The following is a 14,382-nucleotide window of genomic DNA, read 5'->3' as shown; positions in this document are numbered from 1 at the left end:
AGCCGCCACAGATCCTCCGGACCCCCCACACCACCCGGGAACCGGCAGGCCATCCCCACGATCGCCAACGGCTCGTCCACCGCGACCACCCCACCAGCCACACCGACGGACACATCGGCGTCACCCGTGAGCGTGCGGCACAGATGTTCGACGAGCGCGTCCGCGGTGGGGTGGTCGAAGAGGAGGCCGGCCGGCAGGCGCAGGCCCGTCGCCGTCTCCAACCGGTCGCGCATCTCCACGGCGCGCAGGGATGTGAAGCCCCGGTCCTTGAACGTCCGGCCCGCGCCTCGGCCGTCATCGGAGCGTCCGTCCGGTTCGTCGTCGTCCTCTCCGAGGACGGCGGTGACGGCTGTCTCCACGAGGTCGCGCACGGCGGTCCGCAGGGCGTCCCCGCGCAGCCCGGCGAGCGGATGCTCGTCTTCGGCCTCGGAGGTCTCGGTCTCCGTGACGTCCCCGGTGATGTGGACCGCACGCGCCGGGCGGCCCTCGGTGTCGAACCGCGGCCAGTGGGAGCGCCGCTGGAAGGCGTATGTCGGCAGGTCGCAGTCCGGGGTGCCGGGCGGGAAGACGGCGGACCAGTCGATGTCATGGCCGGCGGTGAACAGTGCGGCCAGGGCGCTTGCCGCGCCGAGCGCGTCGGCGCGGTCCCGCTGGAGAGTGGTGATGACGACCGGCCTGCGCTCCTCACCGTCCAGGCAGGTGCCGACGGCGGGGGCGAGGACGGGGCTCGGGGAGAGTTCGAGGTACGTGGTGACGCCCTCGGAGTGCAGGGTGCGCAGGCCGTCGGCGAAGCGGACGGTCGCGCGGACGTGGCGGACCCAGTACTCGGGGTCGGTGATCTGCTCGACGGTGGCCACGGTGCCGGTGACGTTGGAGACGACCGGGATGCGGGGCGGTGAGTAGGTGAGGCGGCGGGCCACCGTGCGGAACTCGTCGAGGATGCCGTCCATGTGCGGCGAGTGGCCGGCGACGGTGACCGCGATGCGCTTCGTCTTGCGTCCGCGGGAACGCCACCGTGCGCACAGTTCGAGGACGGCGTCCTCGTCGCCGGAGATGACCGTGGAGTCCGGTGCGTTGATCCCCGCGATGGACACGGCGGCGGAGAACTCGTCGAGCGCGGCCAGCACCTCGTCCTCCGAGGCCTGGACGGCGGCCATGGCTCCGCCGGCCGCGGACTGGATGAGCCGGGCGCGAACGGCGGCGAGTTCGCAGACGTCGGGCAGGGAGAGGACACCGGCGATGTGGGCCGCGGTCAGCTCGCCCATGGAGTGGCCGGTGAGGTGGGTGGGGCGCAGGCCCCAGCTTTCGTAGAGGCGGTAAAGAGCGACCTCCACGGCCAGGAGCGCGGGGAGGGCGAAGTCGGTGCGGTCGAGCAGCCGGGCTTCCGGGGTGTCCGGTTCGGCGAAGATCAGCGGGCGGACGGGCTGCGGGAGGTGGCGGTCGAGTTCGTCGCAGACGGCGTCGAAGGCGGCCGCGTACACCGGGTGGGTGGCGTACAGCTCGGCGCCCATGCCGGGGCGCTGGCTGCCTCCGCCGCCGAAGAGCACGGCGAGGGGGGTGGGTCCGGCGGCCGGGGTGGGGGTGGTGACCAGGTGGGGCGAGGTGGTTCCGTCGGCGAGGGCGCGGAGTCCGTCGAGGAGTTCGGCCCGGGTGGTTCCGACGGCGGCGCCCCTGCGGCGGAAGGCGGTGCGGGTGACGGCGAGGGCGTGGCCGACCTGGTCGGACGTGGCGGAGGGATCGGCGTCGGTGAGGTGGGTGTGCAGGCGGTCCGCCTGGGCGCGCAGGGCGGTCTCGGTGCGGGCGGACACCGGCCACACGCACGGCAGACCGTCCGTCGCCGGGGCGGAGGCCTCCTGGGCGGAAGTGTCCTGGACGGCAGGTGCCTCGGAGAGGACGACGTGGCAGTTCGTACCGCCGATCCCCCAGGAGTTGACGCCCGCGACCAGTTCCCGCTCGGGACGGGGCCAGGGCCCGTGCTCGGTCTGGACCCGCAGCTGGTGGGTGTCCAGCCGGGCGTCCGGGTGGGGGCGGAGGTGGTTGAGGGTGGGCGGCAGGGCGCGGTGGTGAAGACTGAGGGCGACCTTCAGGAGGCCGACGATGCCCGCGGCGGCTTCGAGGTGGCCGAGGTTGGTCTTCACGGAGCCGACCCGGAGGGGTCCGTCGTCGCGGCCCGCTTCGGCTCCGGCCGCCCGGCCGACCGCGCCGGCCTCGACGGGATCGCCGACGGGGGTGCCGGTGCCGTGGAGTTCGACGTACTGGAGGTCGGTCGGGGCGACGGCGGCGCGACGGCAGGCGGCGAGGATCACGGCGCGCTGGGCGTCCGGGTTCGGGGTGGTGAGGCCGTCGGTGGCACCGTCGTTGTTGACGGCGCTGCCACGGATGACGCAGACGACGCGGTCGCCGTCGGCGAGGGCGTCGCGCAGCGGCTTGAGGACGAGGAGGGCTCCGCCCTCCCCCCGCACGGTGCCGCTCGCCTCGGCGTCCAGGAGGCGGACGTGGCCGTCGTGCGAGAGCGCCCCGAGCCGGCCGAGGGCGGCGGCGGACTCGGGCAGCAGGTTGAGGTTGACGCCGCCGACGAGGGCGAGCGTGGACTCGCCGCTGCGCAGGCTGGCGCAGGCGGCGTGCACGGCGACCAGGGAGGACGACTGGGCGCTGTCGATCGTGAGGCTGGGTCCGCGCAGACCGAGCGCGTAGGAGACCCGGTTGGCGATGATGCCGCGGTGGGTGCCGGTGAGGCCGTACTGGCCGGCGGTGTCGGGGCCGTGGCCGTGCAGCAGGCGGGACCAGTCGTCCCAGATCGCGCCGACGAAGACTCCGGTGCTGGAGCCGATGAGCCGGTCCGGGGTGATGCGGGCGTCCTCCAGGGCCTCCCAGGCGAGTTCGAGGACGAGTCGCTGCTGGGGGTCCATGGTGGCCGCCTCGGCGGGGCCGATGCCGAAGAAGGCGGCGTCGAACCGGTCGACGTGGGCGAGGAAGGCTCCGTGGGCGAGGGCGGGGGCGTCGGCGGAACCGAGCGTGGCCGGGTCCCACCGGTGGGCGGGGGTCTCGCCGACGGCCTCGACCCCGTCGCGCAGCAGCCGCCAGAACGCGGCGGGGTCGTCGGCCCGTGGCAGCCGGCAGGACATGCCGACAACCGCGATGGATTCGTCCGGGGTGGCAACGGTCCTGGTCGTGTCGCTCATGCCTGCCTTCGTCCCTCGTCGCTCGTGTCGCGGATGTCTCGTGTCGCACCGGTGCCCGGCGCCGCCTGGGTCGCGGTCGCCGGGCAGCCGGTGGCGGGGGTCAGCCCATGAGTGGTTGCAGCGCCTGGTTCCACGCCTCCTCGCCGCCCACCGCCGCCATGGGCAGCCAGGGGTTCCAGAAGTCGCGGTAGTGGGTGATCAGGCCGTCCTCGAAGCGGACGATGGAGACGTAGTCCTGCCGGTACCGGCCACCGGTGGCGAGCAGGGTGCAGTCACCGGGGAACTCGGCGACGAGCACTCCCTCCGGGGTGACGGCGTGGAAGACGGGTTCGCCGTACTCGACCTTGAGCTGCTGCGGCATGAAGCTCATCTGGGCGCGCAGCTGGTCCGTGCCGCGCATGACCGTGGGGAATCCGGGCGGAGCGTAGACGAACTCGAGGACTCCGTCGGGGGCGAACAGCGCGATCCATTCCTCGACACGGCCCTCCTGAATCAGCTTCAGGCTCGTGGCGAACGTCTCCTTGAGCTGGTCGGGTCCGGGGTTGGTCACGGGGTTCCTCCTGAGGGGGTGACGAGGGAACGGAAGGCGCGGTCGAGCGCCGCGTCGGGGAGCAGCCGGGTGAGCACGCGACCCGCGGCGGCGTCGCGGCCGACGGCGTACCGGGTGCGCGGCCGCCTGTCGGACAGGGCTCGCAGCACGGTCCGGGAGAAGTCTTCCGGGGTGGTCCTGCTGGTGCGCGCGCTGCGCTCGTTGCTCTCCATGAAGCGCAGGAAGGTGCCCTGGTACAGCTCCCTCAACGGCCCGGGAGCGGCGTCCAGGATGCGTGTGCCGGTGTCGGACACCTTGTTCCAGATGGGGGTGAGGATGGCTCCGGGCTGGACGACGCTCACCCGGACGCCGCTCGGGGCGACCTCCCGTCGCAGGGCGTCGCTGAACGCCTCCTTGGCCCACATGGCGGCGGCGTAGGCGCCCAGGTAGGGGATGGCGACGTTGCCGAGCCCGGACGTGACGTTGACGACTCGGCCGCCCGCGTCGCGCAGCATCGGGAGGAACGCCTGGGTGGTGGCGACCTGGCCGACGACGCTGGTCTCCAGCTGCTGCCGCAGGTCCTCCAGCGGCAGACACTCCAGGGGCGCCGAGACGCAGATGCCGGCGTTGTTGACCAGCCCCCACAGTCCCGTGTCGCCCACCTTGTCGCGCACCACGTCCTCGGCGGCGGCGACCGACGCCGCGTCGGTGACGTCGAGGATCAGCTGTTCCACTCCGGTGCGAGGTGGCTCGCCGACCGGTGTGCGCACGGCGGCGAAGACCCTGAAGCCGGCCGCCGCCAGGTACTCGGCGCACGCCTTGCCCAGACCTGAGGAGGCCCCGGTGACGACCACGGCGCGCCCGCGCGGGCTGGGGATACGGGGGGACATGAGGGCTCCTGTCAGGTGAGGGCGGCCAGCACGGACTCGACACTGGTGTCGGCCATGCGTGCGGCGCGGTCCCGGGGGACGGCCTGGTCCACGTGGGTGAAGTTCCAGGCCAGCCGGCCGTGGCTGGTGTTGACGGTGGCCACGAAGTACGCGTTCACCGACAGGCCGGTGACGAACTCGGCGTCGCTGACCTCCCAGGGGCCGATCCGGTCGGGGAAGTCGAACCGGCCGAGGTTCGACAGGCACAGGGTGATGGGCCCCTTGTCCTCCATGAAGCGGAGGAACCGGTCGCTCTTCGCGACGGTCTTGGGCGCGACGAACCCCATGGTCGCGACGGCGGTGAGGTGCTCGCCGCGGTTGCGGCGGCGGGCGAGGTCACGGCTGATGGCCCGGGCCATGGGCCACAGCGACTGTCCCGGCCGGTAGGCGACGACCGACGGCACGGTGGCGACGTACGTGCCGAGTTCGTCGTCCGTGACGGGCGGCTCCAGGGTCTCGCGGAAGGTGATCGGGGAGCCGATGGTGAGGTGGCCCGGTCCGGTGTCGGCGTCCTCGGCGACGGAAGTCACCATGGCCGCCGCCAACAGCCCGTGGACCGTGGTGCGTTCGCGTTTGCAGGCCTGGGCCAGGGCCTCGACGTCCTGCCCGTCGAGTTCGTGGTGGATGAGCCGTGTGGCGCGCTGCGCGAAGGGCACCCGACGGCTCGGCTCCAAGCGGCTGGGCTTGAGCCGTCTGGCCGCCGACTGGTCGGACAGCAACTGCGCGGCGACCTTGGCCGCCCCCTTCAGCCCCCGGTACTCCGGCGGCAGCAGTCCTTCGGGGCCGGGGAGGGCGCGCGCGGGCTCCAGCTCCGCGTCCCCACGCACTTCGCCGGTCTCGCAGCGGGCCGCGAGGTGCAGCCACTGGCGCAGCAGGCTCAGCACGGTCGTGCCGTCGGCGACGCAGTGCGGCACGGTGATGATCAAGTCGTGCACGTCGCCCCGGGAGATCGCGACGGCCCGGGCCAGCGGGCCGGTGGCCCAGTCGACGGGCTCGCTGAACTCGTGCTCGTTCAGCTCGCGTTGCCAGTGCGGCTCGCCCGGGTGCTCGTCGCCGTCGGGCAGGGAGACGGTGCGCAGGGGGATGGGCTGTCCGGTGAGCGGCACGAAGCGCGCCCTGCTGCCGTCGGCCTCGGCGCGGATGGCGGCCCGCAGCAGGGGGTGGCGGGCCTGGAGGGCGTCCAGGCCCTGGCCGAGCACTTCCTCGGGGAGGCGGCCGCGGACGCGGACGTGCCCGATGACGTTGAGCGGGGAGATCTGGTCGCAGATCCAGTACCAGCGCTCGAGCGGAGTCAGGGGCCGGGCGGTCTCGGCTGCGGGCTTCACCGGTTCACCTCCCCGGCGACGGCGCCGTGGTAGTCGAGGAGTTCGATGTTCTGTTTGTCGAGCGCCGAGCGCGGCGCGAACGTGAAGAACAGCCGGCGTCCCACCAGCTGGGGCCAGGCCTCGGTCTGTTCCAGTTCGCTCAGGGAGCGGGCGGCGGCGACGATCTTGCGGGTGCGGGGCAGCCGGGCACGCTCGTAGGCGCGCAGGGCGCCGGGCAGGTCACTCGCGCCCTCCAGGTGGTGGGCGAGGACGACGGCGTCCTCCATGGCGATGGCCGCGCCCTGGCCGAGGCTGGTCATCATCGGGTGGGCCGCGTCTCCGAGCAGGGTGACCCTGCCCTTGCCCCAGCGCTCCAGGAAGGGCCGGTCCCGGGCCGGGAACGCGGTGATCCTGTCCTCGGGCGTGGCGCGTATGCACGCCTCGACCTCCGGCGCCCAGCCGGCGTACGTCCGCTCGATCTCGGCCCGCGTGCCCCGCCACTCCCGGGCGCGCGCGGCGGGCATGTTCTTGGTGCCCCACCAGTACACCTGGCCCTTGCCGATGTTGGCGATGCCGAAGCGGCGGCCCCGGCCCCAGTAGTGGGCGCCGTACTGCTTGGTGATGGCGGGGTGGGAGACGTACGGGGTGGCGACCCAGCAGACGTATCCGGGCTCGTACGGCGTCTCGGGGCCGGCCAGGGTGCGGCGGACCGCCGAGTCGAAGCCGTCGGCGCCGATCAGGATGTCGCCGCGGGCCTCGGTGCCGTCCGTGAAGTGCACGCTCACCCCGTCGTCGTCGGCCTCGAAGTGGCCGGCCTGGGCGCCGAGCGTGATCGGGACGTCCTTGGCCGCTTCCAGGAGCAGGCGCTGGAGCTCTGCGCGGTGCAGGCCGAAGCTGGGGGCGCCGAGGCGGTCGCAGATGTCCTTGAACTCCAGGGTCCGGATCAGCCTGCCCCGCTTGGTGCGGAAGTGCAGCTGCTCCAGGATCTCTACGTTCTCCTCCAGTTTCAGGTCGATGCCGAGGGTCCGCAGGGCCAGCACCGCGTTCGACATCAGCGACAGTGCGCCGCCGACCGGCTTCAGTTCCCGGGCCCGTTCGTAGACCTCGACGTCGACACCGACGCTGCGCAGGGTTGCGGCGGCGGTGAGGCCGCCTATGCCGGCCCCGACGACCAGGGCGCGGACAGGGGGACGTGGCGTCACTTCGGTGGCCTCTCTTCCGTGAGGGCTCGGCTCACTTCCTGGACGTACGGTTCGTCGAGCAGACGCAGGTGGTCGCCCGGAACCTCGATCAGGCGGACCTGGCCGCTGGTGAGCGTGGACCAGCCGTTGAGCGGGTCCCGGTGCAGGGTGCGGGCCGCGCCGTGCATGGGTTTCAGGGCGTCGGGCAGTTCCCCGGTGGCCTTGACGAGGGTGACGTCGACCGGCAGCGGGCCGGGCTGGTAGTCGCGCAGCGCCGCCCAGTTGGCCTTGTAGACGCGGAAGAGCCGACGGACCGCCGAGCGTGCCGTGGCGGGCGCGAGGATGCCGGCGGCGGCCGCGCGGGCGGCGATGAAGTCGAGGCGGTCCTCGTCGCTGTCCAGGGTGTCGGGGAGCGGCTCGACGGGGGCGTCACCGCCCCGGTCGACCCAGATCAGCTCCCAGAAGAACCACTCGAGCATGGCCCGGTCGGCGACGTCGGGCCGCTCCCCCGGGTCGGGCGCGATCGAGTCCAGCAGGACCAGTTGCTCCACCTGACCGGTGCCCGCGGCGTGCAGCTGCCAGGCCATCTCGAAGGCGACGAACCCGCCGAAGGACCAGCCGCCCAGTCGGTAGGGGCCCTCGGGCTGGATCCGGCGGATCGCCTCCAGGTAGCCGCGGGCGATGCCGCTCATCGTCTCGACCGGCTCGGTCCCGGGCTCGGCGCCCGCGGCCTGGAGCGCGTACACCGGCTGGTCGTCGGGCAGGTGCCGGGCCAGTCTGACGTAGCAGAGGACGTTGCCGCCGAGCGGGTGGACGAGGAACAGCGGCCGACGGGTGCCCTCGGTGCGGATCGGCACCACCGAGTCGAAGCCCGCGACGGCGTCCTGCGAGCGCAGCCGTGCTGCCAGCGCGGCCACGGTCGGGGTGGTGGCGAACGCGGCGAGCGGGACCCGGGCCCCGAACCGCTTCTCCACGGCGACCATCAGCCGCATCGCGGTCAGTGAGGTGCCGCCGAGCTCGAAGAAGTCGTCGTCGACACCGGGCGCGGGGATGCCGAGGAGCTCGCCGAGGATGTCGGCGACGGCCCGCTCGTGGGCGTCCCGGGGTGCGGTGCGCGCGGCCGCCGGGGCTGCTCGGAGCGGGAGGCCGCGCAGCGCACCGTCGTCGCGTTTGCCGCTGGGGGTCAGCGGCAGGGCGGGCAACCACGCGAAATGGGAGGGCACCATGTGGTCGGGCAGCACGGCCCGCAGCCGGCTGCGCACCTCGGTCAGGTCGACCGTCTCCGGGGTGCCCACCAGGAACGCCGCCAGGTAGGACTCGCCGTCGTCGCGACGGCGGGCCACCACGGCGACCTCCTCGATCCCCGGCTCCTCCAGTGCCCTGACGGCGAGTTCGACCTCGGCGGGTTCGACGCGGAAGCCGCGCACCTTCACCTGGTCGTCGGCGCGGCCCAGCCAGACGACGTCGCCGTCGGGCAGGGTGCGGCCGAGGTCGCCGGTGCGGTAGAGCCGGGCGCCCCAGGGCGCGGTGACGAAGCGCTCGGCGGTCAGGTCCGGGCGCCCGAGGTAGCCCCGGCCGAGACAGGCTCCGCCGAGCAGGATCTCCCCGCGCACCCCGGCCGGGACCGGCCGCAGCCGTTCGTCCAGCACGTACATCTCGGCTCCGCGGATGGCGCGGCCGATCGGCGGCAGGGCGGGGAAGTCCGCCGGGTCGCCGGTCATCACGTACGAGCCGGCGAGGTTGGTCTCCGTCGGCCCGTACTGGTTCTCCAGCACCGTGCCGGGCAGGGCGGAGCAGAACCGGCGGATCTCGTCGGTCACCCTGAGCTGCTCCCCGGACGACACCAGCACCGACAGCCGCGACGGGCGCAGGCCCAGCTCCCCGGAGGCGTCCGCGAGCTGCTGGAGCGCGACGAACGGCAGGAAGGCTCGCCGCACCCGCTGCTCCTCCAGCAGGCGCAGCAGTGCCGACTGGTCACGCCGGTCCTCCTCGGAGACCAGCACGAGGGTGCCGCCGCCGGCGAGGGTGGAGAACATCTCCTGGAAGGAGACGTCGAAGCTGAGCGGCGCGAACTGGAGCGTGCGCTCCCCGGCCGCCGCGGTGGCCGCGTCCAGCTGCCAGCGCACGTAGTTGGCCCACAGCCGGTGCGGGAGCTCGACCCCCTTGGGCTCACCGGAGGAGCCGGAGGTGAACAGCAGCAGTGCGAGGTCGTCCAGGCCGACCCGGCGACGCGCGCGGGCCGTGGGCTCGTCGTCGTCGGCCCGCGTCAGGGCCAGGGACTCCGCGGGAAGCAGCAGCGCCCGCTCGGGGACGAGGCCGGCGTGCCGCGCATGGGCGACGACCCGGAACGGCCGCGCCCGTTCGATCATGCGCGCCAGCCTCCCCGCCGGGTAGGACACGTCCAGCGGCAGGCAGACCGCCCCGGCGCGCAGCACGCCCAGCACCACGGCGACCGTCTCCGGAGAGCGGTCCATCGCGATGCCCACCGGCGCCCCGGCGGGAGCCCCGAGCCCGACGAGTTCCGCGGCGACGCGGTCGGCGGCCCGGTCCAGCCGCTCGTAGCTCCAGGTGACCGGGCCGAAGACGACGGCAGGCGCGTCGGGCCGGAGCCGCGTCCGCTCGTCGATGAGCGTGAGCACGTCCACCGGGTCGGGCAGCCGGGCGGGCACGGGCAGGGGGTCCGTCAGGAAGGCGAAGTCGACGGTCTCGTCGGGCTGCTCGACGACACGGCCGAGGACCCGCCGGAAGACGTCGCCGAGCCGGTCCGCCTGCGCCGGGCTGAACGACCGCCCGTCGCAGTCGAACCTGATCCGCAGCGCATGCCCGTCACGTGGATCCACGACCGCGTTGACCAGCAGGGCGAGGTTGGTCTCCTCGTGCGTGACGAGGTCGAGCAGGGTCAGCTCGCCGCGTCCGAGGACCGCCTCCAGGGTGTGCAGCCGTACGAAGTTGAAGGCGGTCTCGGTGACGGCACCGCCCAGGTCGGTCTGGATGGCGCTGAGCGGGTAGGTCGAGTGCGGGAAGGACTCCTGCTCCTGCTGGACCACCGCACGCACCACGTCGAGCCACGTGCCGTCGGCCGTCTCCGCCTTCTCCAGCCGGAACGGCATGGTGTTCAGGAACAGCCCGGCCATCCCGTCGGCTCCGGCCACCCCGGGGCGGCCGTGGGTGACCAGGCCGGTGGTGACGTCCGGGCTGCCGGCGAGCAGCCGCAGCGTCAGGCAGTGCGCGGTGAACAACAGCAGCCGCATCGGCACCGCATGCCGACGGGCGAAGTCGTCCAGCGCACGGGTGAGCTCGTCGGGCAGCTCGATGTGCCGGACGATCAGCCGCGGCTTCCGGGGCGGCTCGTGCGGCACGTACGGGTCGAGCCGAACGGGCTCCGCCCCGGCCAGCAGCTGCTGCCAGTAGGAACGGTCGGCGGCCGACTCCAGGCTGGCCCGCTCGGCACGGACGTAGGCCGCGAACGAGGGGAGCGGGCGGTCGTCCACCGGTTCGACGTCGGCCCCCAGCCCGTGCAGGTAGTCCTGGAAGAGCTCCCGGACCAGCACGGCCACGCTCCAGCCGTCCAGGATCGCGTGGTGGAAGCTGAGCACGAGATCCAGTCGTCCCGGACGGACGTGGACCCGGAACTCGTACAGCGGCGGCTGCTCGAAGTCGTAGCGGTGGACGCGTCGCTCGGCGACGCACGCGGCGATCGCGGCATCGGCGTCGGCATCGGTGACACGGACGATCCGCAGACCGCCGGTCGCCTCGGTCCGTACCGTCTGCAGGGGTTCCGAGCAGCCGGTGAGGTCGAAGGCCGACCGCAGGGCCGCGTGCCGTGCGACGAGGCGGTCGAAGGAGGCCCGGAAGGCGGGCTCGTCCCAGTCGACGGCTTCCAGGCCGAACGCGTAGTGGAAGACGTCGTGGTAGAGCGGGGAGTCCGCCTGCTCACGGCTGTGGTAGATCATGCCGAGCTGGAGGCGCGTCACCGGGAAGGCATCGGCCAGGCCCGGGTCGCTGAGCCGGGCCCGGTCCGCGCCCGTGACCAGCTCGAACGGTTCGGGCAGGGCGTCCGGGCGCCCCGCGGTGGCGTACGGGGCCTGGGTGGCCACGGTGGTGTGGCGGACCATGTCGGCCAGCGTCAGGGCGAGCCCGCGCCGCTCGGCCGCCGCCCGGACCCTGAGCAGCAGCAGGGAGTCGCCGCCCAGCGCGAACCACTCGTCGTCGACGCCGACCCGTTCCACGCCCAGCACCTCGGCCCACGCCCCGGCCAGGATCCGCTCGACGTCCGTCGTGGGAGCGGCGTACGAGGCCGGCTCGCCGTTCGGCACGGGGGCGGGCAGGGCCGCGCGGTCCAGTTTGCCGTTGGGTGTCAGCGGGATCCGGTCGATCCGCACGAAGTGCGCCGGGATCATGAACTCCGGCAGGGCCGAGGCGAGTCGGCCGCGGATCTCCGCGTCCTCGACCGGGGCGTCGGCGACGTAGTACGCGACCAGCTGGACACCGCCGCCCGGAGAGGGACGGTCCGCGACGACCGCGGTCCGCACCGAGGGCAGCCGTGACAGCTGGTGTTCGATCTCCCCGAGTTCGACCCGGTTCCCGCGGACCTTGACCTGCCCGTCGATGCGCCCCAGGAACTCCAGTGCGCCGTCGGCGAGCCGGCGGGCGAGGTCGCCGGTGCGGTACATCCGTTCCCCTGGCGTGAACGGGTCGTCGGTGAACCGCTCGGCCGTCAGCTCGGGCCGGTCGAGGTAGCCGCGCGCCAGTCCGACGCCGGCGATGCACAGCTCGCCGGCCGCGCCCACCGGCTGCGGGTCGTCGAACCGGTCGAGGACGTACAGCCTCAGGTTGTCGATCGGCCGCCCGATGGGCACGCGGTCGACGGGACCGCCGGGGTGGCAGTCGTGGTACGACACGTCCACGGTGGCCTCGGTCGGACCGTACAGGTTGGTCAGCCCCGGTCCGTCGGGGCCGAAGATCCGGTGGAAGGCGGCCACCTGGTCCGGGGGCAGCGCCTCGCCGCTGCAGAAGATCCGGCGGACGGACGCCGCCTGAGTCAGCAGCTCCGGCTCCGCGTCGAGCAGCTCGAGGAAGGCTCCGAACATGGAGGGCACGAAGTGCAGCACGGTGACCGATTCGGCCGCGACGGTGCGCAGCACTTCCCTCGGGTCCTTCTCCGCGCCCGGCGGCAGCAGCGCGACACGGGCGCCCGCCGTGCCCCACCAGAACAGCTCCCACACGGACACGTCGAACGCGATCGGCGTCTTGTGCAGGATCACGTCGTCCGCCCCGACGGGGTAGCGGCGCTGCATCCAGGTGAGCCGGTTCACGACGGCCCGGTGCTCGACCATGACCCCCTTGGGACGGCCGGTGGAGCCCGAGGTGTAGATGACGTAGGCGAGGTCACGGGGACCGACGGGTGCGGGCGGCGGCTGCGCCGGCCCCGGGGCGGCGGGCTCCTCGTCCACGCGTCGCACGGCCACCCCTGCCGGCATCTCCAGCGGCGGTGTCCCGGGACCCGTCAGCACCGTGCGGGCCCCGCTGTCCTGGAGGACGTAGGCGATCCGTTCGGCCGGATGGCCGACCTCGACGGGCACGTAGGCGGCGCCCGCCTTCAACACGGCCAGGACGGCGACCACGGTGTGCTGCGACCGTTCCAGGAGCACGGCGACGCGGTCGCCCGGGGCCACTCCGTCGGCGCGCAGCGCCGCCGCGAGCCGCTCGGCGCGGGCGTCCAGTCCGGCGTAGTCGAGGCGGGTGCCGGTGGCGGCCTCGACCAGAGCGGTGCGGTCCGGGGTGCGCGCGGCCTGGGCGGCGAACAGGGCGTGCAGCGTCCGGGTGTCCGGGAAGGCACGGTCCGTGGCGTTGACCGCGTGGACGACCGCGGCCCGCTCGGCGTCGTCCAGCATCGGGACGGCGGCGACGGCGCGGTCGGGGTCCTCCAGCGCGGTGAGCAGCAGGGTGCGCACGTGACGGGCGAGCGCCTCGATGGGGAAGTCCGCGTCGAACACGTCGGTGGCGTAGTCGAGGTCCACCACGACCTCGCCGGTGCCGCCCTGCTCGTTGACGACGACGGCGAGGGCGTCCTGGTCGTGGACCCGGGTGGCCCCCGACGACTCGACCCGCAGGCCGGGCAGCGGTCTGCCCTGCGGCCACTGCACGTACGACAGCGTCACGTCGAACACCTGCCGGGCACGGCCGGGCCGGTCCCCGAGCAGGTCCCCGAAGGCGAGCCGCTCATGCCGCTGGAGCTCACGCGCGTCGCGCTGCACGGCGGAGACCAGGTCCCGCCAGGGCGTGTCCGCGGCCACGTGGACGACGAGCGGCAGGGTGTTGGCGAACTGCCCCACCGTCCGTCGCTCGTCCTTCCCCCGGCGATTGAACAGCGGTGTGCCGAGGATCACCGTGTCGGCGCCGTGCATCCGTGACAGGTAGACGGAGAACGCGGCCGCGACGAAGGCGAACGGCGTCTCGCCGCGCTCCCTGACCCGCTCGGTCAGCTCGCCCGGCAGCGCGAAGGAGTACCGGCCGCTGCGCCGGGCGCCGGCCGGGACGCGGCGTGGGAACAGGGCGGGCTCGACCGTCTCCAGCGCGCGCCTGAAGTACTCCCGGTCCTCGGCGTGCTGAGCCGAGGACCGGTAGCGCCGCTCGTCCGCGACGCAGTCGGCGAAACCGGGGGGCGCGGCCGGCCGGAGGCCCGCGTACCGCTGTCGTACCTGGTCGAAGAAGAGGTGCAGCCCCCAGGCGTCGGCGATCAGGTGGTGCACCGCCAGGAAGACCCGGACGGCTGTGGCTCCCTCCCTGATCAGCGACAGCCGGCACGGCGGCCCGTCGTTCAGGTCGAAGGGCCGTACGGACTCGGCGGCGATCCACTCCTCACAGCTCGCCTCGGGATCCGCGTCCCCGGAGAAGTCCAGCACCTCGACCTCGGGCGGTTCTCCGTCGGTCCGCTGGTACGGAGTGCCGTCCCGCTCGGCGAACCGCAGACGAAAGGCGTCGTTCGCCCGCACGGTATCCCGCACCGCGGCCGACAGCAGCTCGTGGTCGACTTCCCCGAGGAATCGCTGACTCAGGTGGATCGTGAACTGTGGGTTTTCGGGAAACAGCTCGTGTGCCACCCATATATCACGCTGATAAGCTGTCAAAGGAATGGATGCTGTCACGGATTGCCCTCAGCTCCTGGAGTCGGCGGCCGTTCGGCGGTGATGAACTCTGCCCGGCACGTCCCGCGCCATCCAGAAATTCCGCAGCCTGGTAGCCCCAGTACCAGTC

General features: G+C 73.3%; 6 protein-coding genes. All 6 read right to left on the bottom strand.

What is annotated here, in order from left to right:
- Positions 1–3,182 (bottom strand): beta-ketoacyl synthase N-terminal-like domain-containing protein (locus tag ACH4F6_RS25480; RefSeq protein ID WP_397962627.1); only part of this gene is annotated, 3,182 nt, incomplete at its 3' end.
- A gap of 100 nt (positions 3,183–3,282) precedes the next feature.
- Positions 3,283–3,732, bottom strand: coding sequence for a nuclear transport factor 2 family protein (locus tag ACH4F6_RS25475; protein ID WP_397962625.1), 450 nt, complete (start codon positions 3,730–3,732; stop codon positions 3,283–3,285).
- The gene (locus ACH4F6_RS25470) at positions 3,729–4,601 is read right to left on the bottom strand and encodes an SDR family NAD(P)-dependent oxidoreductase (RefSeq protein WP_397962623.1); all 873 of its coding nucleotides are present in this window, start codon (positions 4,599–4,601) and stop codon (positions 3,729–3,731) included. Before ACH4F6_RS25470 ends, ACH4F6_RS25475 begins: the two co-directional genes overlap by 4 nt.
- A gap of 11 nt (positions 4,602–4,612) precedes the next feature.
- Complete coding sequence (locus ACH4F6_RS25465) at positions 4,613–5,965, bottom strand: short-chain dehydrogenase (RefSeq protein WP_397962622.1); 1,353 nt, start codon at positions 5,963–5,965, stop codon at positions 4,613–4,615.
- Complete coding sequence (locus ACH4F6_RS25460; protein ID WP_397962621.1) at positions 5,962–7,146, bottom strand: FAD-dependent monooxygenase; 1,185 nt, start codon at positions 7,144–7,146, stop codon at positions 5,962–5,964. The genes ACH4F6_RS25465 and ACH4F6_RS25460 overlap by 4 nt, the downstream gene beginning before the upstream one ends.
- Positions 7,143–14,273 carry an amino acid adenylation domain-containing protein gene (locus tag ACH4F6_RS25455; protein WP_397962620.1) on the bottom strand — a complete coding sequence of 2,377 codons (7,131 nt, stop codon included), beginning with the start codon at positions 14,271–14,273 and terminating at the stop codon, positions 7,143–7,145. The genes ACH4F6_RS25460 and ACH4F6_RS25455 overlap by 4 nt, the downstream gene beginning before the upstream one ends.
- Positions 14,274–14,382: the final 109 nt, after the last annotated feature.

Source organism: Streptomyces sp. NPDC017936 (assembly GCF_044328485.1).
Lineage (GTDB): Bacteria > Actinomycetota > Actinomycetes > Streptomycetales > Streptomycetaceae > Streptomyces.
This window is presented reverse-complemented; position numbering and strand designations above follow the sequence as displayed.